Source organism: Lysinibacillus sp. FSL W8-0992, from assembly GCF_038008685.1.
Lineage (GTDB): Bacteria > Bacillota > Bacilli > Bacillales_A > Planococcaceae > Lysinibacillus.
In genome coordinates this window covers 2,295,321-2,320,732 of record NZ_JBBOZQ010000001.1, presented here as the reverse complement: position 1 = coordinate 2,320,732, position 25,412 = coordinate 2,295,321, and the positions used below count along the sequence as shown (strand labels likewise).

Here is a 25,412-nt window from a genome sequence, read left to right as displayed (position 1 = left end):
ATCAAAATCCGTTCCATCTGTCGTTTAAACTGAAGTGCCCTTACCGTATGAATACTAGTGCATCTAATTAATCACACGTTGCACAGAGTAAATATCCGGTGTTTGTTTAATGCGTTCAACAACCTTATGCAAATGTGAAATATTTGAAATAGAAATTGTTAGGTGGATGGTCGCAATTTTATCACGATCAGCGCGGCCACTCACAGCTAAAATATTCGTTTTTGTTTCGCTAACGATTTGCATGACTTCATTTAATATTCCAGGTCTATCAAAGGCAGAAACCTCGATGTCGACAGGATACTCTTTTTTCTCTGGTGTAAGCCCATGCTCCCATTCAACTTCGATTATACGCTCCTGCTCATCCTCTATTTGGATATTAGGACAATCCGCACGGTGTACTGATACGCCTCGACCTTTTGTAATAAAGCCGACGATGTCATCACCAGGAACAGGTGTACAGCAACGTGATAGTCGAATAAGCATATTATCAATGCCTTTTACAATAACGCCTGACTCTGTACGCTTTTGTGGAATCGGATTTTTCATTTTTTGTTCGATTTTTTCAAGTGCTTCTTCTTGCTCACGCTCTTTACGGCGTTTTTCGGCTAAACGATTTACAACTTGTTGTGCCGTAATACCATTCATACCAACAGCCGCATATAAATCTTCTTCATTCGTGTAATTAAATTTATCACAAACACGTTTTAAGTTTTCTGATGACATTGTTTCTTTCATGTCAAAATCTTGTGAGCGTATTTCTTTTTCAATCATCTCTTTACCTTTGATGATATTTTCCTCACGCAGATGACGTTTAAAAAATTGCTTAATCTTATTTTTTGCTTGTGATGATTGCGCAATTTTAAGCCAGTCACGACTCGGACCAAATGATTGCTTCGATGTTAAAATTTCAATGATGTCACCTGTTTTTAATGGTGTATCAAGCGGTACCATCTTACCATTAATTTTAGCTCCGATTGTACGATTGCCGACTTCTGAATGCACACGGTATGCGAAATCGATAGGTACAGAACCAGCAGGCAATTCAATAACATCCCCTTCAGGTGTAAATACGTACACCATATCAGAGAATAAGTCGAATTTTAATGACTCCATAAACTCTTCTGCGTTAGAAGATTCATTTTGGAATTCTAAAATTTCTCTAAACCACGTTAATTTTTGATCGACATTTTGTTTTTCAATATCAATCTTTTTACCTTCTTTATATGCCCAGTGAGCTGCGATCCCGTACTCTGCAATTTTATGCATTTCTTTTGTACGGATTTGAACTTCTAGTGGGTCGCCATAAGGCCCAATAACGGTCGTATGCAATGATTGATATAAGTTTTGCTTTGGCATTGCAATATAATCTTTAAAACGTCCAGGCATCGGTTTCCATAAAGTATGGACTATTCCTAACACTGCATAGCAATCTTTTATGCTATCAACAAGTACACGAATCGCTAATAAATCATAAATTTCATTAAATTGCTTTTTTTGTAGCACCATTTTACGATAAATGCTGTAAATATGCTTTGGACGACCATAAACATCCGCATCAATTTCGACATCAGAAAGTTGAGATTTCATTTCCCCCATGACATTGTCTAAATAAGCCTCACGTTCATCTCGTTTCTTCTTCATCAGACTGACAATACGATAATATTGCTGTGGATTCAAATATCGAAGTGCAGTATCCTCCAGCTCCCATTTTACTGTCGAAATCCCTAGACGATGTGCAAGTGGTGCAAAAATTTCAAGCGTTTCTTTCGAAATACGACGTTGTTTTTCAGCAGGTAAATGCTTTAACGTGCGCATATTATGCAGACGGTCAGCAAGCTTAATCAAGATGACGCGAATATCTTGAGCCATTGCTACAAACATTTTGCGGTGATTCTCCGCCTGTTGTGCTTCTTTCGATAAATATTTTATTTTCCCAAGCTTCGTTACTCCGTCAACAAGTACCGCAACTTCCTCGCCAAATTCACGGACTAAATCATCTCGTGTAAATTCAGTATCTTCAACAACATCGTGTAAAAAGCCTGCTGCCACAGTTTCTGGATCCATTTGTAATTCAGCTAAAATACCGGCAACTTGCACTGGGTGAATAATATACGGTTCACCAGAGCTACGGAATTGCTCAATATGCGCATCTCTTGCCAATTCATATGCTTTTTTCACGAATGCGACATTTTCCTCATTCATGTAGGATTTGACTAAATCAAAAACGTCCTCAGGAGTCAAAATTTGCTCTTTCGCCATAACATGTCCACCTTGCTCGTCAAATTTTTCAGATTAGATATAAACTTAATTGTATAAAAAATAGAGGTCGATTGTAAAGGGACTGTGTCATATAGTTTAGATAATATCGTGAACACTTTGTATTAATGGATAAAAAATACATTAATATAGATAAAAAGACCCTTTACGAGGCAAGTGAGCTTCGCAAAGAGTCTATAATTTACTAGTTAGTTTGCTTTGTTGTAGGCAACAGCAATTTTCGCACCAACTACTGCATTGTTTTTCACTAATGCGATGTTTGCATCAAGGCTCTTACCTTCAGTTAATTCTTTTACTTTGCCAAGTAAGAATGGTGTTACATTTTTACCTTGAATACCATTTTCTTCGGCTTCTTGTAACGCTTTTTCGATAATGCTAGTGATGAATTCATGCTCAAGTGCCTCTGCTTCTGGAATAGGGTTTGCAATAACCGCTCCACCTCGTAAGCCTAAATCCCATTTAGCACGTAACATTGCTGCTACTTCTTCTGGTGTATCAAGCTTAAAGTTTACATCAAATCCACTTTGGCGTGTGTAGAATGCAGGAAGCTCTGGAGTGCCATAACCTACAACAGGTACACCTTTTGTTTCAAGATATTCTAGTGTTAAACCGATATCTAAAATAGATTTAGCACCTGCACAAATTACAGCTACATTTGTTTGTGCTAATTCTTCTAAGTCAGCTGAAATATCCATTGTTGTTTCAGCACCGCGGTGCACACCACCGATACCACCTGTAACGAAAATTTCAATGCCGGCAAGCTCAGCACAAATCATTGTTGCAGCAACTGTTGTCGCGCCTAATTTTTTCGTAGCTAATAAATAGCCTAGGTCACGGCGAGAAGTTTTAGCAACACCTTGTGCATTCCCAAACATTTCAAGTTCTTCGTCAGATAAACCGATTTTAATTTTACCGTCAATTAGCGCAATCGTTGCAGGTACCGCACCGTTGTCACGAATAATTTGCTCTACTTCACGTGCTGTTTGTACGTTTTGAGGATATGGCATACCATGTGAGATGATTGTTGACTCTAATGCAACAATTGGTAGTCCTTTTGCTTGTCCAGCTTTTACTTCTTCTGATAATACGATGAATTCTTTCATGTGTTATTCCTCCATTTCACTTTTTAACAATTCTTCTGATAATTCAGGTCTTACTGTGTACGGGGATGCAAGTGTATTTTTAGCATTCGTTAAGCCTGCATCAATGCAAACCTCAAAGGATTGTCCCCTTAACCAACTATGGATGACAGCACTTACAAAAGCATCACCCGCGCCAGTTACATCTTCAATTTTAGTGATTTCCTTAGCAGCAAAATGACTTGGTGTACTAGTTGCAGATGCAGCATAGACACCTTTGCTACCTGCAGTAATAATGACATGCTCGGCACCTAATTGAAGAAGCTTTTGAATAGCTTTTTCATAGTTTGCATCGTTTTCAATTTTATGACCAACGATTGTTTCTGCTTCATCTGTGTTACAAATAAACCATGTAACCCCTTGCAATGTATCTGGTAATCGATTCATTTTTGGCGAAGATACCGGTACAATGACAAACGGAATAGCTCGCGCAATCGCTACTTGTTGGATGTAAGCTACCGTTTCTTTCGGGCAGTTTAAATCCATAATAAAGCAGCCTGCATTCATTAGCATTGGCTCATATTTCTTCAATAAACTTGGCAATAATAAATCATAAACTTCCATGTTTGCAACAGCTAATGCAAGTTCACCTTGCTCGTCCATAATCGCAGTATAAGAACCAGTTGAAGCATCTGGTAACTGCTCGACATAGCGTAAATTCATAAATGATTCTGATGCTTCTTGGATTACTTGCCAATCCGCATCCTTTCCAGCTGTCGTGAGCAACGTCACCTCATGATTAAGTCGACCTAAATTTTCCGCAATATTTCGACCAACCCCACCTACACTGAATGAGGAGCTAGCAGGATTAGAAGTTCCTAATTGCACGGTCCCTCTTACATGAAATTTTCGATCGAGATTAGCTCCACCGATACAAATAATTTCATTTTCCTCAGGTAAAATATAAGCACGGCCAACAATTTTCCCTTGCTTCGTTAAGCTCGACACTAGGTTTGCAAGTACTGGACGGGACAGATTCATCTTATCTGCCATCTCTTGCTGAGACATAAACGGATTTTTACGAATTAAAGCCAGTACCGCTTGTTCTCTTTCATTCATAGCATCACCTTTTATTATATTTGTTTATATCATAAACTTTTGTTTGAACAAAGTCAAACATTTCTCTTATTTATGCATGCTTACAAGGTTTTACAACAAAAAAATAGCACGCTAGAATACTTCCTAGCATACTATTTGTACTTTTCATGTCGTTTATACCATTATATTCAATCCGTTCTGTTCATTACTATAGAATTCGTTTTAATGTGCTAGTTTATTCGGAGATTGCTTTTTCACGACGATAACAAACAAGCTAGCTAAAACACATAATACACCAGCTAAGAAAAACGCCCATGTGTACGAGTTGAAAAATTTATAAATTAAACCTCCACCGTATGCAGCTACTGCAGCACCTGCCTGATGGGATGCAAAAATCCAACCATAAATAATACCACTTTTTTGCGTGCCAAAAATTTGTCTTGAAATACTAACAGTTGGCGGTACAGTTGCAATCCAATCTAATCCATAGAACGCGGTAAAAATAATGAGCAATGTAAGAGAACCTTGCATTAAGGCATACGGCAGTATAACGAGAGAAGCACCTCTTAAAAGATAATACCAAAATAGTAACCAACGATTATCGAAGCGATCAGATAACCAGCCTGATAATGTAGTTCCGACTAAATTGAATATTCCCATGAACGATAGAAACGAAGCAGCCGTTACTAAAGGTACACCGAAACTAATACAATACGATACAAAATGCGTACCAATTAACCCGCTTGTTGATAATCCGCAAATAAAAAAACTACCTGCTAAAAGCCAAAATTCTTTCACTTTTATTGCAACGAATAAACCATTAAAAGCAATAATAATCGGGTTTTTCTTATTTTCTACTACCCTTTCCGCTTTTTCTTCTTCAAGTCCATATGCAAGAAGCCCAACGTCCATCGGTTTATTTTTCATAAACAATAAAATAATGAAAAACATAATGGAGCTTAACACCATTATTAAAGCAATTGCCCATCGCCATGAAGAATTTTCAATAATCATTGCTAATATCGGGAGAAGAACTAATTGTCCTGTTGCCGTGCTGGCAGTTAATATTCCTAAAGCGAGCCCTCTTCTTTTTTCAAACCAATGATTTGCAACAAAAGGACTTAAAACGGTTAAAAAGAGGCTAGCCCCTAGACCAATAATAAAACCCCAAATAATAATCAATTGCCATGCTTGCTGCATTAATAATGTGAGCGATATGCCTATAATTAATATCGCCATAGCAGCTAGCATCATTTTCTTTAATCCCAGAACTTCGAGTAATGCCGCCATAAACGGACCGGAAATCCCGTATAAAAAAAGACTAATAGCAAAAGCCATTGCTATTACCGAACGATCCCACCCAAATTCATGTTCAAACGGGCCAATAAAAACACCTGATGAGGATAAGGTAATGCCTGCTACAATAATTGAAAAAAATGTTATCATTAAAATAAACCAACTGTAATGAATACGTTTCATAACCCCACCTACATTTCCAGTAAAATGTAAAACGATTGTTTTTATATGAAAAAAATTTAGAAAACAGGTATGCTAAAAATATATGTATATACATATATAATAATGACTCGCTATTTTAGATGTCAAGAAAATAATTCCATTTTAATGGTACAATATAGTTTAACGAAAAACTTAAAAGGAGATCTAGTTATGGAGAAAAATTACACAGACATTGACTATACTCAAATTTGCGTTTGTGCGAATCTTAGAAAAAAGACTAGGGCCGTTACGCAGCTATATGATAAAGCTCTTGAACCCACTCATTTAAAAGTTACTCAATACTCGATGATAGCAAATATTGCCCATCATAAAGCAGTTTCAGTAAGTCAATTGGGTGATATTCTATTACTTGATCAGACAACGATAACCCGTAATGTCAATCTATTGAAGAAAAATGGCTATGTGGATGTTACGCGTGATACACAAGATGGCCGAACAAAGATAATTTCTTTAACGGCTATAGGAATCGAAAAGTTAAATGAAGCAAAGCCAATTTGGGTGGACATACAGGAAAAAATCATAGAGGATATTGGACTTGAAAAATATATAGACTTTTATGAAACGTTAAAAAAAATTCAAAAAGTAGTGAAATCCTACGACTAATTTGTCAGAATTGTTTGGGTGCCTGGCACTTTATAAAAAAAGGCTGTCCCAATATTCGGGACAGCCTTTTTCGTTTATTAATATTGAATTAATGTTTTCATGCTTAGATCGCCAAGTTTTGCACGACCGTTTAGTTCGATTAGCTCAATTAGGAATGCACAGCCAACAACTTCCCCACCTAATTGTTGAATTAGGCGAACAGTTGCCTCCACTGTACCACCAGTTGCAAGTAAATCGTCACAAATAAGCACTTTTTGACCTGGTTTGATGGCATCTTTATGCATTGTTAATGTATCTTTACCATATTCTAAACCGTAATCTGCACTAATTACTTCACGTGGCAATTTTCCTGGTTTACGAACTGGTGCAAAGCCAATTTCAAGCGCATAAGCAACTGGGCAGCCTATAATGAAACCACGAGCTTCAGGACCTACAATAATTTCTGCTCCAACTTCCTTAGCGTATTCAACGATTTGATCTGTTGCATATTTGTAAGCTGGACCGTTATCCATAATTGTTGTAATATCTTTGAAGCTAATGCCTTCTTTTGGCCAGTTCTCAACTGTTGTCACGTATTGCTTTAAATCCATAGTTCTTGCTCCTCCTACGAAATTGTATTCGTATATAAATTTAATCGTTCATCAAACCATTGCTTTAGCTCTATATATGGTGCATAGACAAGTTTTTGCTCTATTTCAATCTGTTCTGAACGTTGTTTGTAAGACGGCGCCTCAGTTAATGCCGTTTTCGGCGCATTCACGTTGACAGTCGTCAGTCCACTCTCCATTCTAACAAAATTAAGCTCAAAAAACACCTGTGTCATAAATTTTAATGCTTCTAACGGCCAACCCGTATGCTTTGCTAAATCCGTTAAATGCATATCTAATGGAAATGCAGGGCGTTGCTTTAGAAATTTATAGTACCAGGCAAATTGTTCACGCGTAGGCATTCCGTTGAAGTACTGGGAATCTGGCATATAAAAATGAGCATAAATACGGGAAGGTGCAGTTTTTTGTAATACATTTTCTAATAATTGAACGTTGTGTGGTAAATCGAGCAACACAATATAATTCGTTTGCTCTACATTGGTCAGCTCAGCATCAACTAATTGAATTGGCACATCTAACAATGAGTGATAATAGCTCATCGTCTCAGGACGGAATGCATAAAAAATAGCTTCCTCTTTTGGCACTGTATGCAACCAACGAGATGTTTGACGAATTCCACGAATATCAAATAATTGCCACTCTGTCGTTTGAACATCCTCAATCATAAATTGTGGCTTTTTACGTCCTTGCCACTCATTAATTTGAAGATCGCCAATAAACGATACTTTAATGCCGTATGTCAGCTCATTATACAAATGCCCTTTATTAAAACCTACACTATCCAATTTCTCAAGGCCGTCTGTTAATTCCATTTTAATGTGATTTTCAGCAGCACCAATTTTACGCATCGATGCAATTTCCACATCTTCAAGTACATACACTGGTTTCTGGAAATCTGTGCCGAACGGGCCGAGCGTCGCAATTTCTTCTATGGCATCCGCAGAAATCTCATCAATTTTAAGCGGAATATCAATTGAAACAACGGGCGTTAATTGCTCTTCTGTTAAGCATTCTCTTGCTTGTACATCCAAACGCGCTCGCAGTTCATCTACATGCTCCAATGGTAACGTCATTCCCGCTGCCATCGGATGTCCGCCGAAATGTGGTAAAATGTCTCTGTTTTTCGCCAATTCATTATATAAATGGAACCCTTCAATACTACGTGCAGACCCTTTTGCTGTCCCTTTCTCAAAGTCTAGTGACAGGACAATTGTTGGACGATAATAAAGTTCAACAAGTCTTGATGCTACAATACCTACAACGCCAGCATTCCAGCCTTCCCCTGCTACAACTAAAACAAGTGAATCCCCAATCTTTTCATCTGCTTCGATTAAGGCTATCGCCTCATCTGTAATACTTTTCACGATATCTTTACGTTCTGTATTACATCCATTCAGCTGTTTCGCTAGAGCTGTCGCCTTTGGTGCATCCTCTGCCATTAGTAACTCAACAGCTGGAGACGCTTCGCCAAGTCGCCCAACTGCATTTAAACGTGGCCCAAAATAAAAGCCAATCGTTTCTTCATTGATAGTGGCTTGCTCTGCACTTGCTACTTCGCACATTGCCTGTATCCATGGGCTAAGTGAACGTCTCATTTCCTCAATGCCACGTTTTACAAGATAACGGTTTTCGTCGACTAGTGGTACTAAATCGGCAACGGTACCAATTGCCACAAACTCAAATAAATGTGTTGGCAGCTCACCATATAGGGCATGCGCTAATTTAAATGCCACACCAACACCCGCCAGCTCACCAAACGGATAATGACCCTCAGGTACACGTGGATGTAAAATGATATCCGCTTGTGGTAACTCTTCTCCAGGCTCATGGTGATCTGTCACAATCACATCCATTCCAAGTTCCTTTGCCACTCGAATCGGTTCAATACCTGAGATACCATTATCCACCGTTAGTATTAATTGAATGCCCTCTTCATAGGCTTCACGAAATAACGCTTCGTTCGGACCATAGCCATGTAAAAAACGATTAGGTATTTTAAAAGACACATCTGCTCCAAGGTCTTGTAGTACATTGAGCATGACCGTCGTACTTGTCACACCATCGGCATCATAATCTCCGTAAACTAAAATTTTCTCATTATTTTCAAGCGCTTTCTGGATGCGCTCTACCGCTTCTGCCATACCATGCATTAAAAACGGATCATGTATATTTGCTTCTGTCATATTTAATAAGCTTTCTGCATCAGCTGATGTTGAACAGCCTCGGGCCACCAAAATTTTCGCCGCAATAGCAGAAAGTTGTAAGTCATTTTGTAATGTTTGTACAAGTTGTGCGTCTGGACGCTCGACCTGCCATCTTTTTTTCGATAAAATCATATTTCTCACTTCCTCACGAAGGCTATTATACCGAAAATCGAGCATGTTCGCACTATCCACTAGCTTACTAGATTTATCCTGATTTAATAGATTGTCTATTTTTTCGTTATTTCTAACATGCAAGACACTCTCCTTCCGCATATTAAAAAGCCTACTCTAAAAAAGAGTAGACTTCGGAGTGGACGGCGACAAATAAAGTGCCAGGCACTCAAACAATTTTAGTTGATTAGAGCGGAGGAAGCGACGAGTGCATCGCAACAGGCCGTGCGCAAGCGATTGTTGCGGCTTACAAATGCCCAAGCGAAGTGCCAGGCACTCAAACAATTTCAATTCCTTTTGAGGCTGCGACTAATGCTTCGATTTTAGCAACATTTCCTTCATGCAAAGCCGCCACTATTGTACTGCCTACAATTACGCCATTGCCAAGGGCACCCATGCTCACCACTTGTTGAGGCGTTGAAATACCAAAGCCAGCTAACACAGGTATGTGACTCATATTACGCAAACGTGTAAAATGACCTTCTAAATCATCTGCAAAGCTTGCGCGAGCCCCAGTAATACCATTCACAGTTACTGCATAAACGAAACCTTGACTAGCCGCTGCTATACGAGCAATTCGCTCTGGTGGGCTTGTTAACGATACAAGTTGTACAATGTCAACACCATGAGGATTTAAAGTTTGACGAAGTATTTCACTTTCCTCTAGTGGTACATCAGGAACGATTAACCCTTTTATCCCCCCTGCTACACAAGCGATGGCAAATCGCTCTAAACCATAAGCTAAAACGGGATTAAAATATGTCATAATGACTAATGGAACTGTAATCTCTTGACGGAATGAGGCAAGCGCTTCTAGAACTTTTCGCAATGTTACACCTTCTGCCAAAGCTCGTTCTCCTGCCTGCTCTATCGTAGGACCATCCGCAACAGGATCGGTAAAAGGAATACCCACTTCAATGGCTGTCACACCCATTTTTTGTAATGACAAAATAGTTGGCTTTAACGTTTCAAGCCCACCATCTCCTGCCATAATATAGGGCACAAATGCTTTATTACCAGCGTTGTTCACTTGATCAATTGCCTGCTGTAATGTTGTCATTATTTATCACCTCCAAGTACTGCACGAACAGTATGTACATCCTTATCACCGCGGCCTGATAAACAAACAACAATGATATCACCAGCATTCATTTCTTTTGCAAGCTTTGCTGTATACGCAATAGCATGTGCACTTTCCAGAGCCGGTAAAATACCTTCTGTGCGACTTAATAATTGTAGACCTTCAAGCGCTTCATCATCTGTAATAGAATCAAAATTTGCGCGTCCGATATCATGCAAATAACAATGCTCTGGCCCCTTACCAGGGTAATCAAGACCAGCTGAAATGGAATGTGCCTCCTGAACAAAACCATTGTCATCTTGAAGTAAATACATGTATGCTCCGTGAAGAACGCCTAACTGACCACCTGCAATGGCCGCAGCGTGTTTCCCTGTATCAATACCACTTCCAGCTGCTTCTACACCGTATAACGCTACCGATTCATCATCGACAAATGGATGGAACATGCCAATAGCATTACTGCCACCGCCTATACAAGCGACAACGGCATCTGGTAAACGTCCTTCTTTTGCAAGGACTTGTGCTCTTGTCTCCACACCAATGATACGTTGGAAATCACGCACTATTTTCGGGAAAGGATGAGGACCTAGAGCTGAACCTAAAATATAATGTGTATCTTCGACATTCGTCACCCAGTAACGAAGAGCAGCATTAACTGCATCTTTTAGCGTTTTCGAACCTGTTTCAACAGACTCTACCTTTGTGCCAAGTAGTTCCATACGAAAAACATTTAATTGTTGTCGTTTGATATCTTCAGCACCCATAAAAACAACACATTCCAGATTTAACAATGCACAAGCAGTCGCTGTCGCTACTCCATGTTGTCCTGCTCCCGTTTCCGCCACTATTTTCTTTTTACCCATGCGCTTGGCAAGAAGCGCTTGACCAATAGCATTATTAATCTTATGAGCGCCTGTATGATTTAAATCTTCACGCTTCAAATAGATTTTTGCTCCACCAAGCTCTTTTGTTAAATTTTCAGCATAGTACAGCGGTGTCTCACGACCTACATATTCCTGTAAATAATAAGCTAGCTCGTTTGTGAATATTGGATCTGCCATCGCCTTATCAAAAGATGCTTCTAATTCTATTAATGCCGTCATTAATGTTTCTGGAACATACTGTCCGCCAAATTTCCCGTAACGCCCTTCCTTCGTCGGTACACTATTTGCGATTGAATTTGTCATTATGCTCTCCCCCTCTTTACTGCTTGTAAAAATGCTTCTATTTTTTTCGTGTCTTTGCTACCCTCTGTCTCAACACCGCTTGAAACATCTACCATAGAAGGTGATACAAGTGACAGCGCCTCTTGAATATTTTCTAATTTTAAGCCACCTGCTAGTATTAGTTTGTCACGTTGGATGCCGGCTGCCTCAAGTAATGTCCAATCAAACGTATGACCACTTCCGCCTTTATAATCCGTGCCAGGAGCGTCGAATAAATAATAGTCAACATCATAGTTGGTCGCCGCCTGCACGTCCTCCGCGCAATGGACAGAAAGAGCCTTAATCGAAGGATAGCCTTGCTGAACAATAAAGTTCGGCGTTTCCTCGCCATGATACTGCACATAATCCAATGGCACACTCGAGACGGCTAGTTGTAATTCCTCAGGTGTTGGATTAACAAAAACACCTATTTTCATAATTCCTTCAGGTACATGCTGTGCCAATTGTTGCGCCTGTTCTATGGACACTTGGCGTTTACTTGGTGCAAAGACAAAACCGATGGCATCCGCTCCTGCTTGCACCGCCGCTTTCACATGCTGTACTTCTTTCAAACCGCAAATTTTTACTTTCGTCATACTGATGCACCCTCTTTATTTACTTGTAATTGTCGAAGTGCACTACCTGCATCGCCACTGCGCATTAATGATTCTCCTACAAGCACAGCACTTGCGCCCATTGCCGCAACCTTTTTAGCATCTTCATTGTGCCAAATGCCGCTTTCACTAATCAGCACCCGTTGCTCCTCAAATGGAAAAGCCTCTGCAATTTCTTTCGTACGTGCTAAATCTACTTCAAATGTGCGTAAATCTCGATTGTTGACACCAATTAACTTCGCACCTAGAGCTAGTGCTCGTTCAAGCTCTTCAACATCATGAACTTCTACTAGCACTTCTAGCCCCAAGCTTGTTGCAAAGCTAAATAATTCTTGTAACGTTACATCGTCAAGTGCTGCAACAATTAGTAAAATAATAGATGCCCCAGCAGCCTTGGCAAATCGAATTTGCACACGATCAATCATAAAATCTTTACAAAGTAATGGTGTTTGCACAGCTTTCGCAACTGCAGCCAAATCTTCAAACGAACCTTGAAAAAATGCTTTGTCAGTTAAGACCGAAATAGCTGCTGCACCTGCTTCAGCATAAATTTTCGCCTGTTTTACAGGATCAGCGCCTTGTGCAATAAGGCCCTTCGACGGAGAAGCACGTTTCATTTCCGCAATGACTTGCAAGGTGTCAGCAGTGTTTAACGTTGCAAAAAGAGAGTTGCGCTTTATTTCGTTGAAATCGGCTAATGGATCTGGCTGTGTAAGTAAGTCGGCTACCTCTATTTTTTTCTGTTCTATAATTTTAGTTAATATATTCATTGCCCAATCTCCACCTCTTTAATTTGCTCACTATAAGCGGCTACTGCCTCTAATTTTTGTAATGCGCGTCCGCTGATGATACTATCCCTAGCAATAGCTACACCTTCTTTGACGGTTTGCGCAATTCCATGGCCAAATAAACCAATTCCAGCATTTAGCAATACTGTATCAAAATAAGCACTTTGTTCACCTGCCAGCAATTTGCGCATAATGGCTGCATTGTCGTTAGCATTGCCACCTCGAATCGCTTCTAAAGGTGCATAGTGAAGTCCTGCGTCCTCTGCTGTTAAGGCAAACGGAATCAAATCTCCCTTATCTACTAAGACAAATGTATTTTGACCAGCAAGTGACGCTTCATCTAAACCCATTGGACCAGAAACAACTATCGCTCGCTCACGTCCGAGCATTTGTAAAACGGAAGCATATTCCATCACAAAGTTTGGTCGATTAATGCCAGTAAACTGAGTTGATAATGGGACTGGATTTGTCAGTGGCCCGACAAGATTAAAAATAGTTGGCTTTCCTAAGGCACGGCGCACCTCTCCGATACGCTTCAATTTTGGATGTACATTTGGAGCATATAAAAAAGCAATACCTTCTTTTTCTAAAAGCTCTACCGTTTGCTCAATAGAAATATTTGTATGAATACCTAATGCCTCTAACACATCCGCACTACCTGATGCAGATGAAATTTTACGATTACCATGCTTAGCCATTTTGACACCTGCCCCCGCTAATACAAAAGCCGATGCAGTACTAATATTAAATGTATTTAATCCATCACCACCTGTACCACAGTTATCCATATAGACACCTGCTTTAGCTGGTACTTCCAGTGCAAATGAACGCATAACCGTTGCTAATGCCGCCACTTCATGAGCCGTTTCGCCCTTTGCCGATAAGCTTAATAAAAAATTAGCTATTTCTTCTTTCGGTGTAGTTTGTTGGAACATCCATTTTGCCGCTTCTATCATTTCCTCGTACATTAAATGCTGACGCTGCTGAACCTTTCTTTTTATCATTTCCATCATTTTATCTCACCTTCATTTTTCAAATGTTGTAAAAACGACTGTTCTTCCGCTGTTACTTGTTTCAGTACATTTTTCACATTTGAATATTTTGTTACCGTTATCGTGGATTGCATATGCATTGTTTCATTTTCAACAACAATTGACTTACCAGTTAATGCAAAATCTAAATGCCCATTAAATCCTATAAATCCTATAGCACCACCAAAAACACCTGCTGTTTGCGTTGTTTTTGCTATATTACTCTCGATTTGTTGATCTGGCATACATGTAGATGAAAATGGCGGTATTGTCGCAGCTAAGACGTCTATTGCATGTAGCATCGGTAATAGTTGCCCTTCTACATAGGATGTCATGTGCAGCTTCTGCTTCGAACGCTCAATTCTCATCGCATCAATCACTTGAATAGAATCACGAAAACATACATTTGCTAGCTCTTGTTGTACAGCCGTAACAAGAACTGCATGCGATTTCCTCACTTCAGTATTTTCGTACAGCTTACGTTCATTTTCTCTATCTTCTAAGTTGGTTGTGCCGCGTGGAAAAGAGCCCTCCGTAGGTATCGCAATAACACGTTCACCCTTTACTTGAACCAAACTTTCAGGCGATGTTCCCATCACAATATGATCATCAAATGTTACATAATACATATATGGGGCAGGATTTTTCTTTCGTAATTGACGATATAATGCAAAGGCATCTCCATGCATAGTAGCTATAAAGTGTTTGGAAAGAATAACACGTGTATGCTCCTCGCTTAACGTCTCTGTTAAGTTTGTAACAGATGTTGCAAATTGTTTATCTGATAACGGCTTTAGCGCATGATAGCTCCATGTTGTATCTTCAACTTCTTTGCCTGTTAATAACTGCAGAGCCAATTCCTCTAAATTCGGCTCTTTATTTTCTGCATCGATGTTTGTATGGATCAATGTAACTTCATCCGTTAGGTGGTCAAAAACAACGATTGTTTCATAAACATGAAAATGTATATCTGGTCCCTCTAAAATTTCTTGATTTCTTGCTACATTGTTTGTAGCACCACTGCCAATATAACCTATTGCACCACCTGAAAATGGAAATTCAGTCGTATTCGAAATACGAGGCATCAAGCGTTTCAACAATACGAAAATGTCGCCTTTATGTGTATACGTTTTTCCCGTTTTATAGGAGTATTCCGTAATCTCATCGCCTATACCTTTATATGTTTTTCGAGGATTGGCACCTATGAACGAATAGCGTCCTGCCCCTTCATGCTGTGCTGAACTTTCTAGCAAAAATTTATGTGTACCTTGCAAGCGTCTAAAAATTAATATTGGCGTTAACGAATCCCCATTTATTTTCTTTACCTTTGTTCTTGAACTGGTTGTTTGCATATCGACTAAACTCCTTTTAAACATTAATTTTACGTTTCTCGATTTAGCAAAAGCATAAAACAAAACAAAAAAAGCCCTCTGCAAAAAGGAATTTTCCTAATTACAGAGGACGATCATGACCGCGTTGCCACCTCATATTAGAGCTATAAAGCTCTCACTTATGTGCATCATTTTTACCTATAGCAAATAAAATCTATCGCAGTGTTTTTTGTGCGAAAGATTTATAGGCATATGTCTAATAAACAGTTGTGTAGTTAACTGTTTAAGATGAAGCACCCCCGATAACGTGGGGAATCCGTTTGCTATTTGCATAGCAACTCTCATAAGTCCATTCACATAAGCTACAAATCAGTTTTCACCAGCCACTGACTCTCTAGATTGCACACTTATGCTACTACTCTTATTCAACAATTTCTCAGCTATTCTCGTCTATGCTCTGCTCATCTGTTCTAGGCTGATCTCGCTCCCGAGACCTTCTACCGTATCCGAACGAAAAGTTAGCCTTATTCTATGCCACCCTACAATAATTGTCAACCAATTCTGATTAAAAGATTACAAAGTTGCTTATTTCTTTTGACATTTGTTAGGGACTTTCATTATTTTAAGCAGATAAAATAAACCAACGAACAAAAATATAACTCCTAAAAAATTCAATACAATATTTTTAAGTAATTCATCTTTTACTGTAATATTTAAAAAGAAAGAACCAACCAGCACAATAAACAAACTCAATACAATTTTCAGCAATTTCATTAAATTTCCCTCCTATAAAATCACTTGTTAGTTTAATTTATTTCCTTTTCTATATATAATTTATATATCATATTTATAGTCTTTTAAAGAAAGGAGTATAATCATGAAAAAATTTCTAAACCTTACAGCGTTAATACTACTAGTAATATTTACTCTCAATCTCCCCTCAGCTAATGCAGAAGTATCATCAAATAATAAAAGATTTATTTTAACTGACTCTGCAACAAAAGAAAGTTTCATCGTAACAATAAATACTGACAACGGCATAAAAACGGTGATTGTAGACGACGGAAACACGACTGAAAACATTGTCAACGATACTAAAAAAATGAAATGTTTTTAAACGGTGAAAAACTTTCAGATGAAATAGTAAATTCTTTAAAAAAATTTGCTGAAATTGAAAATGAGCATACATCAATCAATAACCATCAATCTATTCACTTGCAAAACAATAATCCAAGACCTTTATCAGTTGATCAAGGTGCTGGATTTGGTACAACATGGGTTTATGAATTTACAGATTATGGACAAATTAATGTATCTGGCTTAACTAAAGCTGCACTAATAGGTGTCCTCGCAGCCATACTTACAAAAAATGTAATAGTAGGTGTTCTAGCTTCTATAGCAACTGCCATTTTTTCTTCAGTCTCTTCTGAAAGAGGCAGTGTATATTATAAGCACATCAGATATACAAAACCACACGAACAGTTTCCCTTACTATATAAAAGATATAAAGAAGATGTATATTTTTACAAATACTCACAATATACAGGGCTAATAAGACATGAAACAATCTATCATTAACACAATAAAAGATTATTATTAGAAACACTAAAATTTTCAACAAAAATACTCAATAATTAAGTTATTTGTAAAACACTAATCCTAACCATACAAAAAGAGCCATTCTCAACATCAGTTGAGAATGGCTCTTTTAACTATTTATTAAACAGTAGGTTCGTCAGTTCCCCATTGTTTTTTCTCTTTTTTGCGTAATTGACCATCTGATTTTTTCATCTCACGCACTTTTAGTGAGTACCAGATTTGGGCTGCAATACAGATTGAAGAATACATACCTGTAATTAAACCAATTAATAACGCAATTGAGAACGTTTCAATTGAAGGTGCACCGAAAATCAGGAGCGACACTACTACGATAATTACAGTTAATACCGTATTTACCGAGCGTCCCATCGTTTGACGTAACGATTTATTAACAATGTTCGCCAAAACTTCTCTGTCTTTAATCGTATCATACTGCTCTAAGTTTTCACGCATGCGGTCAAATGTAACAATTGTATCGTTAATGGAGTAACCAACAATTGTCAGTACGGCTGCAATAAACGTAATGTCCACTTCTAAGCGCATAAAACTAAAGACAGCAATGATGAGGAATACGTCATGCAGAAGCGATACAATCGCGCCAATACCCATACGCCATTCAAATCGAATCGCTACATAAATAATGATTCCAAGTGCAGCAAGTGCTAATGCTTTAATAGCATTTTTCACGAGCTCTTTACCGATAGTTGGAGATACAGTACTTACTGCAGGTTCATGACCATATTTCTCGCCTACTACCTTTTTGAATTTTAAAACTTCACTTTGTGATAAGTCATCTTTATAACGGATAACCGCCATATTATTTTTCTCACCTGAAAGCACAATATCATCAGATGGGAAATCGATGCTAGCCACATATTTTGAAACTTCTTCTTTTGTTAATGTTTGATCCGCTTCTATTTGCACGCGCGTACCACTTGAGAAGTCAATCCCAAGGTTTAAACGGAAGATTCCAAGAACGACAATCCCTGCAACAAAAATAGCTAAAGAGAGCGTATAGAATTTTTTACGGTTGTGTACAAAGTCAAAACGATCAAATTTCGTTGATAAATCTAATGTACCGATTTTTTCATCCAAGCTATGTTGTTTAGATTTTGGTATACCAAACCATGCTGGATTATTAAAGTAACCGCTGTTTACAAGTAATCCTAATAGCACACGAGAACCCCAAACAGCCGTTAAGAAGCTCAATAAGATACTAATGATTAATGTTGTTGCAAATCCTTTAACAGAGCTTGTACCGAAGTAGAATAATACACCTGCAGCTAATAATGTTGTGAGCTGCGCATCGACAATCGCTGATAAAGATTGTTTTGAACCAATCTGGAACGCTTGTTTTACCGAATAACCAACACGTAGCTCTTCCCGAATACGTTCTGCTGCCAAGATATTCGCATCTACTGCCATCCCTATTCCGAGCACGATAGCTGCAATACCTGGCAATGTTAACACGGCATTAATCCAGTCGAACACAACAAGTACTAGGAATGTGAAAACAACAAGAGTAACAATTGAAATGAAACCAGGTAAACGGTAGTAGAATAGCATAAATAGGAATATAACTATTACGCCTACAATCCCTGCAAATACTGTACTTTTTAATGCTTGGTCACCGAATTGTGCACCAACTGATGTAGAGTAAATCTCATCAAGTTTCACAGGAAGTGCCCCTGCATTTAAAATACCTGCTAAATTTTTTGTTTCGTCAACTGTAAAGCTACCACTGATCATTACATCTGTAGTATTTAATGTTTGACTAACTGTTGCTGCAGAAGCATAGCGAGGTTTCGCTTTTTGTGATTCCGCTTTATAAGAATCGACGCCTTCTTCAAAGTCTAGCCATACAACAAGTAAATTTTGGCCTTGTGGTTTGGCAGCAATTTTACTCGTAATATCCGCAAATTTTTTCGCATCTTTTAACGTTAGCGAAACAATTGGACGGTTTTGTTGGTCAAAGGAAGCTGACGCACCATCAGCCTTTAAATCATCACCATCTAAAAGTAAATTATCATCGACATCACGGAATGTTAAATTCGCAGATGTAGATAGCATTTTACGAGCAGATTCTTGGTCTTCAACCCCCGCTAATTGCACGCGAATACGGTTTTTGTCTTCAACCTGTATGCTTGGTTCACTTACCCCAATTGCATTGACACGGTTACTAAGAGCTGTTGCCGTTGCGGTTACAACCTCAGGTGTGATTTCTTGTCCTTCTTTTAATTCTTTGACCTCATAAAGTACCTCAAACCCGCCTTGTAAATCAAGACCAAGCTTAATTTCCTTTAAGACGCCATCTACAGTCGTACCCATGGAAGCTGCAAATAGCACCAAAAGTAGCACGAATGCAACAATTCGACTTCTTAATTTCATCTATAAATCCTCCTCGAATTGGTGCAAGGGCATCCCTTACACTGCAAACAAGTATACTAGCAATACCTTTTGAAACCTGTATTCCTCCTTTTCCTTAGAATAATTGTAGCTCGTGCTTCAAAAGGGTTGCTTTACTTATTTTAATCGTTCAATAACGCGCAAATCCCGTACTAATAGAAGATGCGTCTCCCATTTCATTATGAATAGTAAGCGGAACATTTATGTAGGGAAATCAAAATTCCTTACAACTTTTTACAGCCTTTTTTTTAATATGGCTTGTACAAAGTAAAAAAGCGCAACACACTCATTATGAAACACGTTGCGCTTGGTGTCAATTCAACACTGTATTATTCTTATTAATCTTTTACAGAACCGACATATTCTGCTTGTGTTTTCACCGGACCAAGCAATGATTTTAGTTCCTCTGTGTTTATTTCTGCAAACCAATCATCACTTTGTAAAAACTCTACTTGGTTGAATGAGACAATATCGGACGGTGATACTGCAAAAATAGTAGCAATAATTTCATATAAGCGCAATTGCTCTATATTTTTTTTCCGCCATTTTTTTTCTACGCAAAAACGCCATAATTCTTCTGCTGTAATCGCATCATAATTATAATACTTAAATTCTGCAATCTTACTATCAATTGCCGGACGAATTTTTTCAAATAGTTGTGCATGTTGCATACTCATTTTGAATCATCTCCAATCAAAGTTGTATCGTAAGAAGTGTTTGCATACAAATAGTGTAAATGAATTTTTGCGGCTTGAGAAGGGACGGATGGCATGAGTTCTTTTGTAAGAGGTACACTATTTTTAATGTTTGTGATTTTCTTATCTAAACTCTTTGGCTTCTTTTATAGAATGCAGTTTATGCGTATTGCTGGTGAAGAGGCAGTCGGTATTTATATGACCGCCTATCCTGCATTTATTTTCTTCATCTCACTCATTCAACTTGGACTACCTATCGCTGTAGCAAAAATTGTAGCTGAATTACTAGCAAAAAATAAACGCGAAAGCATTTTTGGCGTGATGCGTACAGCAATCCTTTGGTCATTTATTGGTATGATTGTTTTTATGCCACTCGTTGCACTAACAATACCTTATATCTCTACTACGCTGTTACATAATGAACAAACAACCTTTACACTTTGGATTGCACTCTTCGCTGTGCCAGTTTCGGTTGGTTCAGGATTACTTCGCGCTTATTTACAGGGCGTTGCTAAAATTACACCAACTGCTTGGGCACAAATGCTTGAACAAATTGTTCGTATCGGGTTTATTACCTTCATGTTACCACTGGTTGCTGCTTATAATAATGCTTCGATAACTGCAGCTTCTGCAATGGGTATTACACTGTTAGCTGAAGTAGTTGCTTTCTTGTATTTATGGCTACATTATACGATTTCAAAGAAAAAATTATTGCCAAGAAAAAGCAAAGTGGAGTCCTATCCTGCTTCACCTATGTTGCGGGTTGCCGTACCTTCAGCAGGAAGCAAACTATTTGGCTCTTTCACTTGGTTTTTAGAACCAATTATCTTTTTAAAGGCATTAACGATGGCAGGATTGACAGCATCTGCCGCGACTATATTATACGGAGTTATTTCAGGTGTTTTAGTGCCCCTGCTATTATTCCCAGCCTTTGTATCCACAGCACTTTCAATTGTCCTTATTCCTGCTGTCAGTGATGCAGTCGCTCGTCAACATAACGCTCTTTTACAGGAACGTATATCCGTTTCTCTACGCTTATCTTCATTGGTAGGTTGCGTCGCTGCTACGTATTTTTTCGTGCACGGTGATGACTTAGCAATGAAATTATTTCACTTAGAAGAAAATAGAGGCTATGTGAAAATTTTAGCACCCATTTTCTATTTTTATTATATTCAAAGTCCATTACATTCGATTTTACAAGCTGTCGGTGAAGCTCGTGCTGCAATGATGAATTCAATATACGGTGGCCTTGGCAAACTATTCGTCATGTTTGTACTGGCCTCTCAACCTGGGATACAAGAAAAAGGTGCTGTTGTAGCAATTGGCTTCGGTGTGTTACTAACATCGTTCTTGCATATCGCTACAGTTAGACAACGTAAAAATTTACGCGCAGGCTTCCGTATGTTTGTTGTACCTTATAGTTGTTTTATTGGCGTTTGTATTGCGCAATATTTCTTCATGCAAATTATGCCATTACCGTTCCTATTAAGTAGCTGTGTTACATTATTTTTACTATTTACGCTGTTATTACTGACAAACCAATTACGCTTTACAGATTTCCTTTATATACGTAAATTAGCCAAGAAGGTTTAAAATTCCTTTAATTGAATATGGAGTCGATTGTCTTCCCATATACAAAAGAACACCGTACTAGTATCCTGAATATTATTTTTAGCTAGCTCTTCCATTAACCATTCTTCATCCTTATGAATAATCAATAAGTGTCTATTTTGGATATCACCATCAATGATCAGCGGATAGATAAATGCCTTCTCATCCTTTTTGTAAACGGAAAGGTTGCCAGAAGGCTCTAAGTAAGCATAAGCAATTTCAGTAACAGAAGCGATGCCATTTTCACGTAGTTGCTGACATAGGTCATCCAAATTATAGCGTTGCTTCCGCATTTCATTTTCTTGGATAATACCATCTTTAACGAGAAGTGCTGGTTCACCGTCAACTAAATCACGTATCTTTTTATTTTTTAACGATAAATAAGCACTCAATATTTGAATAAAAAGCAAAATAATAATCGGTAAAATGGCATTAAATAAAGGATTTTCGTAATCATCAAGTGCAAAAGCAGCAACTTCCGCAATCAAAACAAACACGACTAAATCGATGACAGAAAGTTCACCTACTTCACGTTTACCCATTAAACGAAAAACAATAAGTATAAACACATATAAAAAGCACGTTCTAAAAATAATTGTTAAATATTCTTCCATACAGACACCCCCACAATATCAAGGTGACCGTATCAGTTGCTTTTTATACAAAAAAGCTGTGTCAAAAATGCGCACATTTCGACAAAGCTTTTAGAATTGCAAAGGCGTTGTCCAAAAATTATTTGGGACAACGCCTTATATTATTATACTTGGTCATTTACGACACGTCCAATTGCTTGACGGTCAAATTTAACGCGAACATTATCAGCGATAACTAAAGTGATAGCAGTGTCCTCGATTGAGTCGATCACACCATGTAAGCCACCGATTGTAATAACTTTATCACCGCGCTGTAAGCTACCTTGCATATTTTGCGTTTCTTGCTGTCTCTTTTTAGCAGGACGGATTAAAATGAACCACATCGCCACGAACATCAATATAATAGGCGCAAATCCTAAAATTGATTCCATATTCATATTGTTAGCCCCCTTTCCAAATCTCACTTTTTTAGTATAGACTATTTCACCCTAAAAAAGCGATGGACAAGCCCAAAATTTTTCTATATTATCAATAGTTTTTCTATAACAGGTAAATTTTCGCTAAGATACATTCCATTTTTAGAAGTTTTTAGCATCCGGTCCATTAAAACCGTACTTCTCGAAAAATTCTTCACGGAAATCACCAAGACGATCCTCACGAATAGCCTCACGCACTTGCTCCATTAGCTTCAGTAAAAAATGCAAGTTATGATAAGAAGTTAAACGTATACCGAATGTCTCTTCCGTACGAATTAAATGCCGAACATACGCACGAGAATAATTTTTACATGTGTAGCAATCACAGTTTGGATCGATTGGACCGAAATCACGTGCATATTTCGCATTTTTAACGACTAAACGGCCTTCAGATGTCATTAATGTACCATTACGTGCAATTCGTGTTGGTAATACACAGTCAAACATATCGATTCCTCGAATAGCGCCGTCAATAAGAGAATCTGGCGAACCAACACCCATTAAATAACGCGGCTTATTGGATGGCATTAACGGTGTCGTAAACTCTAGCACTCGGTTCATCACATCTTTAGGTTCGCCTACTGATAAGCCCCCTATTGCATAACCAGGAAAATCAAGCTCTACTAATGCTTCAGCAGAGCGACGACGTAATTCCTCGAATTCTCCACCTTGAATAATGCCGAATAGGCCTTGATCTTCTGGACGAGCATGCGCTTCTTTGCATCGCTTTGCCCAACGCGTCGTTCTGTCTACCGATTTCAGCATATAGTCATATGTTGCTGGGTAAGGTGGACATTCATCAAATGCCATCATAATGTCTGACCCTAAATCATTTTGAATTTCCATCGCCTTTTCTGGACTTAAAAATAGCTTATCACCATTTAAATGATTACGGAAATGGACACCTTCTTCTTCGATTTTACGGAATTGGCTCAGTGAAAACACTTGGAAGCCACCTGAATCCGTTAAAATCGGGCGATCCCAGTTCATAAATTTATGCAGTCCACCTGCTTCCTTCACAATATCATTGCCTGGACGAAGCCATAAGTGGTACGTATTTGAAAGAATAATGCCCGCATTCATTTCTTTTAATTCCTCAGGAGACATCGTTTTAACGGTCGCTTGAGTCCCCACAGGCATAAATGCTGGTGTTTCAAAAGAGCCATGTGGTGTATGCACGATGCCTAGTCGCGCTCCTGTTTGCTTACATGTATGAAGTAGTTCATAACGAATTGCTGGTTGTGTCATAAAATAATAAATCCTCTCTTATCTAAAGTAAAAACAGTACTCCGATTTTTTTAAATTTTTCATTTGAAAAATCAATATCAACATTCAACTGTCTTAATAGAATGTTGATAAACATTATTTACGAATTGAACTTGGACGTATAAACATAGCATCCCCGAAGCTGAAGAAGCGATATTTTTCTTCTACTGCCTGATTGTAAGCACTTAAAATCGTATCCTTCGTCGCAAGTGTACTAACGAGCATTACTAAAGTCGATTTCGGTAAATGGAAGTTTGTAATTAAACCATCCACTACAGTAAATTTATAGCCTGGATAAATGAAAATAGATGTCCAACCTTGCTCTGCACGTACTTCTCCATACTTAGAGCCAATTGTTTCGAGCGTACGAGTAGAAGTTGTACCAACAGCTATCACATTCCCACCATTTGCTTTCACTCGGTTGATCGTAGCAGCCGCTTCTTCTGTTACGCTATAAAATTCAGCATGCATTTCGTGATTTTCTATCGAGTCCACACTCACTGGACGGAATGTTCCAAGACCAACATGCAGCGTTATAAAAACAATTTCCACACCTTTTGCGCGAACTTGATTTAATAATTCTTGAGTAAAATGAAGACCTGCTGTTGGTGCTGCTGCCGAGCCGCGTTCTTTCGCATATACAGTTTGATAACGTTCACTGTCATCTAATTTTTCGCGAATATATGGAGGCAATGGCATTTCTCCAAGTTGCTCCAATATTTCATAAAAAATACCTTCGTATTTAAATTCAAACATCCGGCCACCATGGTCTAACTCAGCTGTACAAGTAGCGGTTAGTAAACCGTCGCCAAATGTCACAACGGTACCCACTTTAACACGTTTTGCTGGCTTTACAAGCGTTTCCCATTCATCAGTGCCTGCTGTTTGCTTTAAAAGCAATACTTCGATATGTGCGCCTGTTTCCTCTTTCACACCCATTAAACGTGCTGGTAATACTCTTGTATCATTTAATACAAGACAGTCACCAGCATGTAGCTCATTTAATATATGGGCAAAATGATGATGCTCGACTTTTTCTGAGCCCGGTGTCACCACCATTAAACGGCTTGCCGTACGATCGACAAGTGGCGTTTGTGCAATGAGCTCCTCTGGTAATTCAAAATCAAAATCTTCTACACGCATTGAAAAAACTTCCTT

At 38.5% G+C, this 25,412-nt stretch carries 23 protein-coding genes and 1 other annotated feature; of the genes, 4 read left to right on the top strand and 19 right to left on the bottom strand.

Going from position 1 to position 25,412, the window contains the following annotated elements; translation table 11 throughout:
- Positions 1–63: 63 nt before the first annotated feature.
- The 4 genes from NSQ74_RS11570 to NSQ74_RS11555 form a co-directional block, all read right to left on the bottom strand.
- Complete coding sequence (locus tag NSQ74_RS11570; protein ID WP_340823458.1) at positions 64–2,259, bottom strand: RelA/SpoT family protein; 2,196 nt, start codon at positions 2,257–2,259, stop codon at positions 64–66.
- A 206-nt stretch (positions 2,260–2,465) separates the two neighbouring features.
- Positions 2,466–3,380 (bottom strand): pseudouridine-5'-phosphate glycosidase, encoded by a 915-nt coding sequence (locus tag NSQ74_RS11565; protein ID WP_340823457.1) that lies wholly within the window; start codon positions 3,378–3,380, stop codon positions 2,466–2,468.
- Between the two features lie 3 nt (positions 3,381–3,383).
- Positions 3,384–4,475, bottom strand: coding sequence for a carbohydrate kinase (locus NSQ74_RS11560; RefSeq protein ID WP_340823456.1), 1,092 nt, complete (start codon positions 4,473–4,475; stop codon positions 3,384–3,386).
- Positions 4,476–4,676: 201 nt separating this feature from the next.
- A complete protein-coding gene (locus NSQ74_RS11555; RefSeq protein WP_340823455.1) occupies positions 4,677–5,933 on the bottom strand; it encodes an MFS transporter in 1,257 nt (418 codons plus the stop codon).
- Positions 5,934–6,122: 189 nt separating this feature from the next.
- On the opposite strand from NSQ74_RS11555, the gene NSQ74_RS11550 reads away from it, so the two are divergent.
- Positions 6,123–6,575, top strand: a complete 453-nt coding sequence (locus NSQ74_RS11550) for a MarR family winged helix-turn-helix transcriptional regulator (RefSeq protein ID WP_340823454.1) — start codon at positions 6,123–6,125, stop codon at positions 6,573–6,575.
- A gap of 77 nt (positions 6,576–6,652) precedes the next feature.
- On the opposite strand, the gene NSQ74_RS11545 is transcribed toward NSQ74_RS11550, so the two are convergent.
- The 9 genes from NSQ74_RS11545 to NSQ74_RS11505 all read right to left on the bottom strand — a co-directional run bounded on the left by NSQ74_RS11545 (position 6,653) and on the right by NSQ74_RS11505 (position 16,382).
- Positions 6,653–7,165, bottom strand: coding sequence for an adenine phosphoribosyltransferase (locus NSQ74_RS11545; protein ID WP_340823452.1), 513 nt, complete (start codon positions 7,163–7,165; stop codon positions 6,653–6,655).
- A 14-nt stretch (positions 7,166–7,179) separates the two neighbouring features.
- Positions 7,180–9,519 (bottom strand): single-stranded-DNA-specific exonuclease RecJ, encoded by a 2,340-nt coding sequence (recJ, locus tag NSQ74_RS11540; protein WP_340826449.1) that lies wholly within the window; start codon positions 9,517–9,519, stop codon positions 7,180–7,182.
- 316 nt (positions 9,520–9,835) lie between these two features.
- A complete protein-coding gene (gene trpA / locus NSQ74_RS11535; protein WP_340823450.1) occupies positions 9,836–10,618 on the bottom strand; it encodes a tryptophan synthase subunit alpha in 783 nt (260 codons plus the stop codon).
- On the bottom strand, positions 10,618–11,826 hold the full coding sequence (gene trpB / locus NSQ74_RS11530; RefSeq protein ID WP_340823448.1) for a tryptophan synthase subunit beta: 1,209 nt from the start codon (positions 11,824–11,826) through the stop codon (positions 10,618–10,620). The genes trpA and trpB overlap by 1 nt, the downstream gene beginning before the upstream one ends.
- Positions 11,826–12,440 carry a phosphoribosylanthranilate isomerase gene (locus NSQ74_RS11525; protein ID WP_340823446.1) on the bottom strand — a complete coding sequence of 205 codons (615 nt, stop codon included), beginning with the start codon at positions 12,438–12,440 and terminating at the stop codon, positions 11,826–11,828. Before NSQ74_RS11525 ends, trpB begins: the two co-directional genes overlap by 1 nt.
- The gene (gene trpC / locus NSQ74_RS11520; protein ID WP_340823444.1) at positions 12,437–13,228 is read right to left on the bottom strand and encodes an indole-3-glycerol phosphate synthase TrpC; all 792 of its coding nucleotides are present in this window, start codon (positions 13,226–13,228) and stop codon (positions 12,437–12,439) included. Before trpC ends, NSQ74_RS11525 begins: the two co-directional genes overlap by 4 nt.
- Entirely contained in the window at positions 13,225–14,256 is a 1,032-nt protein-coding gene (gene trpD, locus NSQ74_RS11515) for an anthranilate phosphoribosyltransferase (protein ID WP_340826448.1), read from the bottom strand. Before trpD ends, trpC begins: the two co-directional genes overlap by 4 nt.
- Positions 14,256–15,629 (bottom strand): chorismate-binding protein, encoded by a 1,374-nt coding sequence (locus NSQ74_RS11510; protein ID WP_340823442.1) that lies wholly within the window; start codon positions 15,627–15,629, stop codon positions 14,256–14,258. The genes trpD and NSQ74_RS11510 overlap by 1 nt, the downstream gene beginning before the upstream one ends.
- 102 nt (positions 15,630–15,731) lie before the next feature.
- Positions 15,732–16,046: a binding site (T-box leader), on the bottom strand.
- A 147-nt stretch (positions 16,047–16,193) separates the two neighbouring features.
- Positions 16,194–16,382 (bottom strand): hypothetical protein, encoded by a 189-nt coding sequence (locus tag NSQ74_RS11505; protein ID WP_340823441.1) that lies wholly within the window; start codon positions 16,380–16,382, stop codon positions 16,194–16,196.
- A gap of 103 nt (positions 16,383–16,485) precedes the next feature.
- Here NSQ74_RS11505 and NSQ74_RS11500 point away from each other — a divergent pair, with 103 nt between their 5' ends.
- Positions 16,486–16,725: a hypothetical protein gene (locus NSQ74_RS11500; RefSeq protein ID WP_340823439.1), complete on the top strand. Its 240-nt coding sequence runs from the start codon at positions 16,486–16,488 to the stop codon at positions 16,723–16,725.
- Positions 16,716–17,186: a hypothetical protein gene (locus tag NSQ74_RS11495; protein WP_340823437.1), complete on the top strand. Its 471-nt coding sequence runs from the start codon at positions 16,716–16,718 to the stop codon at positions 17,184–17,186. The genes NSQ74_RS11500 and NSQ74_RS11495 overlap by 10 nt, the downstream gene beginning before the upstream one ends.
- Positions 17,187–17,327: 141 nt before the next feature.
- Here the strand turns inward: NSQ74_RS11495 and secDF are convergent, their stop codons facing one another.
- A complete protein-coding gene (secDF, locus tag NSQ74_RS11490; protein WP_340823435.1) occupies positions 17,328–19,595 on the bottom strand; it encodes a protein translocase subunit SecDF in 2,268 nt (755 codons plus the stop codon).
- Between the two features lie 356 nt (positions 19,596–19,951).
- Positions 19,952–20,290, bottom strand: coding sequence for a post-transcriptional regulator (locus NSQ74_RS11485; protein ID WP_340823434.1), 339 nt, complete (start codon positions 20,288–20,290; stop codon positions 19,952–19,954).
- A gap of 93 nt (positions 20,291–20,383) precedes the next feature.
- Between NSQ74_RS11485 and NSQ74_RS11480 the strand changes: the two genes are divergently transcribed.
- A complete protein-coding gene (locus NSQ74_RS11480) occupies positions 20,384–21,901 on the top strand; it encodes a putative polysaccharide biosynthesis protein (protein ID WP_340823432.1) in 1,518 nt (505 codons plus the stop codon).
- On the opposite strand, the gene NSQ74_RS11475 is transcribed toward NSQ74_RS11480, so the two are convergent.
- The 4 genes from NSQ74_RS11475 to queA all read right to left on the bottom strand — a co-directional run bounded on the left by NSQ74_RS11475 (position 21,898) and on the right by queA (position 25,397).
- Entirely contained in the window at positions 21,898–22,533 is a 636-nt protein-coding gene (locus NSQ74_RS11475) for a DUF421 domain-containing protein (protein WP_340823430.1), read from the bottom strand. The two genes, NSQ74_RS11480 and NSQ74_RS11475, sit on opposite strands and share 4 nt — an antisense overlap.
- 143 nt (positions 22,534–22,676) lie before the next feature.
- Positions 22,677–22,943, bottom strand: coding sequence for a preprotein translocase subunit YajC (gene yajC, locus NSQ74_RS11470; RefSeq protein ID WP_340826447.1), 267 nt, complete (start codon positions 22,941–22,943; stop codon positions 22,677–22,679).
- A 147-nt stretch (positions 22,944–23,090) separates the two neighbouring features.
- Positions 23,091–24,236 carry a tRNA guanosine(34) transglycosylase Tgt gene (gene tgt / locus NSQ74_RS11465; RefSeq protein ID WP_340823429.1) on the bottom strand — a complete coding sequence of 382 codons (1,146 nt, stop codon included), beginning with the start codon at positions 24,234–24,236 and terminating at the stop codon, positions 23,091–23,093.
- 114 nt (positions 24,237–24,350) lie between these two features.
- On the bottom strand, positions 24,351–25,397 hold the full coding sequence (gene queA, locus NSQ74_RS11460; RefSeq protein WP_340823428.1) for a tRNA preQ1(34) S-adenosylmethionine ribosyltransferase-isomerase QueA: 1,047 nt from the start codon (positions 25,395–25,397) through the stop codon (positions 24,351–24,353).
- Positions 25,398–25,412 lie beyond the last annotated feature (15 nt).

Bases quoted from the DNA above. Each gene is read 5' to 3' on its own strand.
- NSQ74_RS11550 (WP_340823454.1), top strand. From the start codon at position 6,123: ATGGAGAAAAATTACACAGACATTGACTATACTCAAATTTGCGTTTGT.
- NSQ74_RS11545 (WP_340823452.1), bottom strand. From the start codon at position 7,165: ATGGATTTAAAGCAATACGTGACAACAGTTGAGAACTGGCCAAAAGAA.
- trpB (WP_340823448.1), bottom strand. From the start codon at position 11,826: ATGACAAATTCAATCGCAAATAGTGTACCGACGAAGGAAGGGCGTTAC.
- yajC (WP_340826447.1), bottom strand. From the start codon at position 22,943: ATGGAATCAATTTTAGGATTTGCGCCTATTATATTGATGTTCGTGGCG.
- queA (WP_340823428.1), bottom strand. From the start codon at position 25,397: ATGCGTGTAGAAGATTTTGATTTTGAATTACCAGAGGAGCTCATTGCA.
- NSQ74_RS11510 (WP_340823442.1), bottom strand. From the start codon at position 15,629: ATGCAAACAACCAGTTCAAGAACAAAGGTAAAGAAAATAAATGGGGAT.
- NSQ74_RS11495 (WP_340823437.1), top strand. From the start codon at position 16,716: ATGTTTTTAAACGGTGAAAAACTTTCAGATGAAATAGTAAATTCTTTA.
- trpC (WP_340823444.1), bottom strand. From the start codon at position 13,228: ATGAATATATTAACTAAAATTATAGAACAGAAAAAAATAGAGGTAGCC.
- NSQ74_RS11485 (WP_340823434.1), bottom strand. From the start codon at position 20,290: ATGAGTATGCAACATGCACAACTATTTGAAAAAATTCGTCCGGCAATT.
- trpD (WP_340826448.1), bottom strand. From the start codon at position 14,256: ATGGAAATGATAAAAAGAAAGGTTCAGCAGCGTCAGCATTTAATGTAC.
- NSQ74_RS11525 (WP_340823446.1), bottom strand. From the start codon at position 12,440: ATGACGAAAGTAAAAATTTGCGGTTTGAAAGAAGTACAGCATGTGAAA.
- recJ (WP_340826449.1), bottom strand. From the start codon at position 9,519: ATGATTTTATCGAAAAAAAGATGGCAGGTCGAGCGTCCAGACGCACAA.
- NSQ74_RS11555 (WP_340823455.1), bottom strand. From the start codon at position 5,933: ATGAAACGTATTCATTACAGTTGGTTTATTTTAATGATAACATTTTTT.
- NSQ74_RS11570 (WP_340823458.1), bottom strand. From the start codon at position 2,259: ATGGCGAAAGAGCAAATTTTGACTCCTGAGGACGTTTTTGATTTAGTC.
- secDF (WP_340823435.1), bottom strand. From the start codon at position 19,595: ATGAAATTAAGAAGTCGAATTGTTGCATTCGTGCTACTTTTGGTGCTA.
- NSQ74_RS11475 (WP_340823430.1), bottom strand. From the start codon at position 22,533: ATGGAAGAATATTTAACAATTATTTTTAGAACGTGCTTTTTATATGTG.
- NSQ74_RS11565 (WP_340823457.1), bottom strand. From the start codon at position 3,380: ATGAAAGAATTCATCGTATTATCAGAAGAAGTAAAAGCTGGACAAGCA.
- NSQ74_RS11480 (WP_340823432.1), top strand. From the start codon at position 20,384: ATGAGTTCTTTTGTAAGAGGTACACTATTTTTAATGTTTGTGATTTTC.
- NSQ74_RS11560 (WP_340823456.1), bottom strand. From the start codon at position 4,475: ATGAATGAAAGAGAACAAGCGGTACTGGCTTTAATTCGTAAAAATCCG.
- NSQ74_RS11505 (WP_340823441.1), bottom strand. From the start codon at position 16,382: ATGAAATTGCTGAAAATTGTATTGAGTTTGTTTATTGTGCTGGTTGGT.
- trpA (WP_340823450.1), bottom strand. From the start codon at position 10,618: ATGACAACATTACAGCAGGCAATTGATCAAGTGAACAACGCTGGTAAT.
- tgt (WP_340823429.1), bottom strand. From the start codon at position 24,236: ATGACACAACCAGCAATTCGTTATGAACTACTTCATACATGTAAGCAA.
- NSQ74_RS11500 (WP_340823439.1), top strand. From the start codon at position 16,486: ATGAAAAAATTTCTAAACCTTACAGCGTTAATACTACTAGTAATATTT.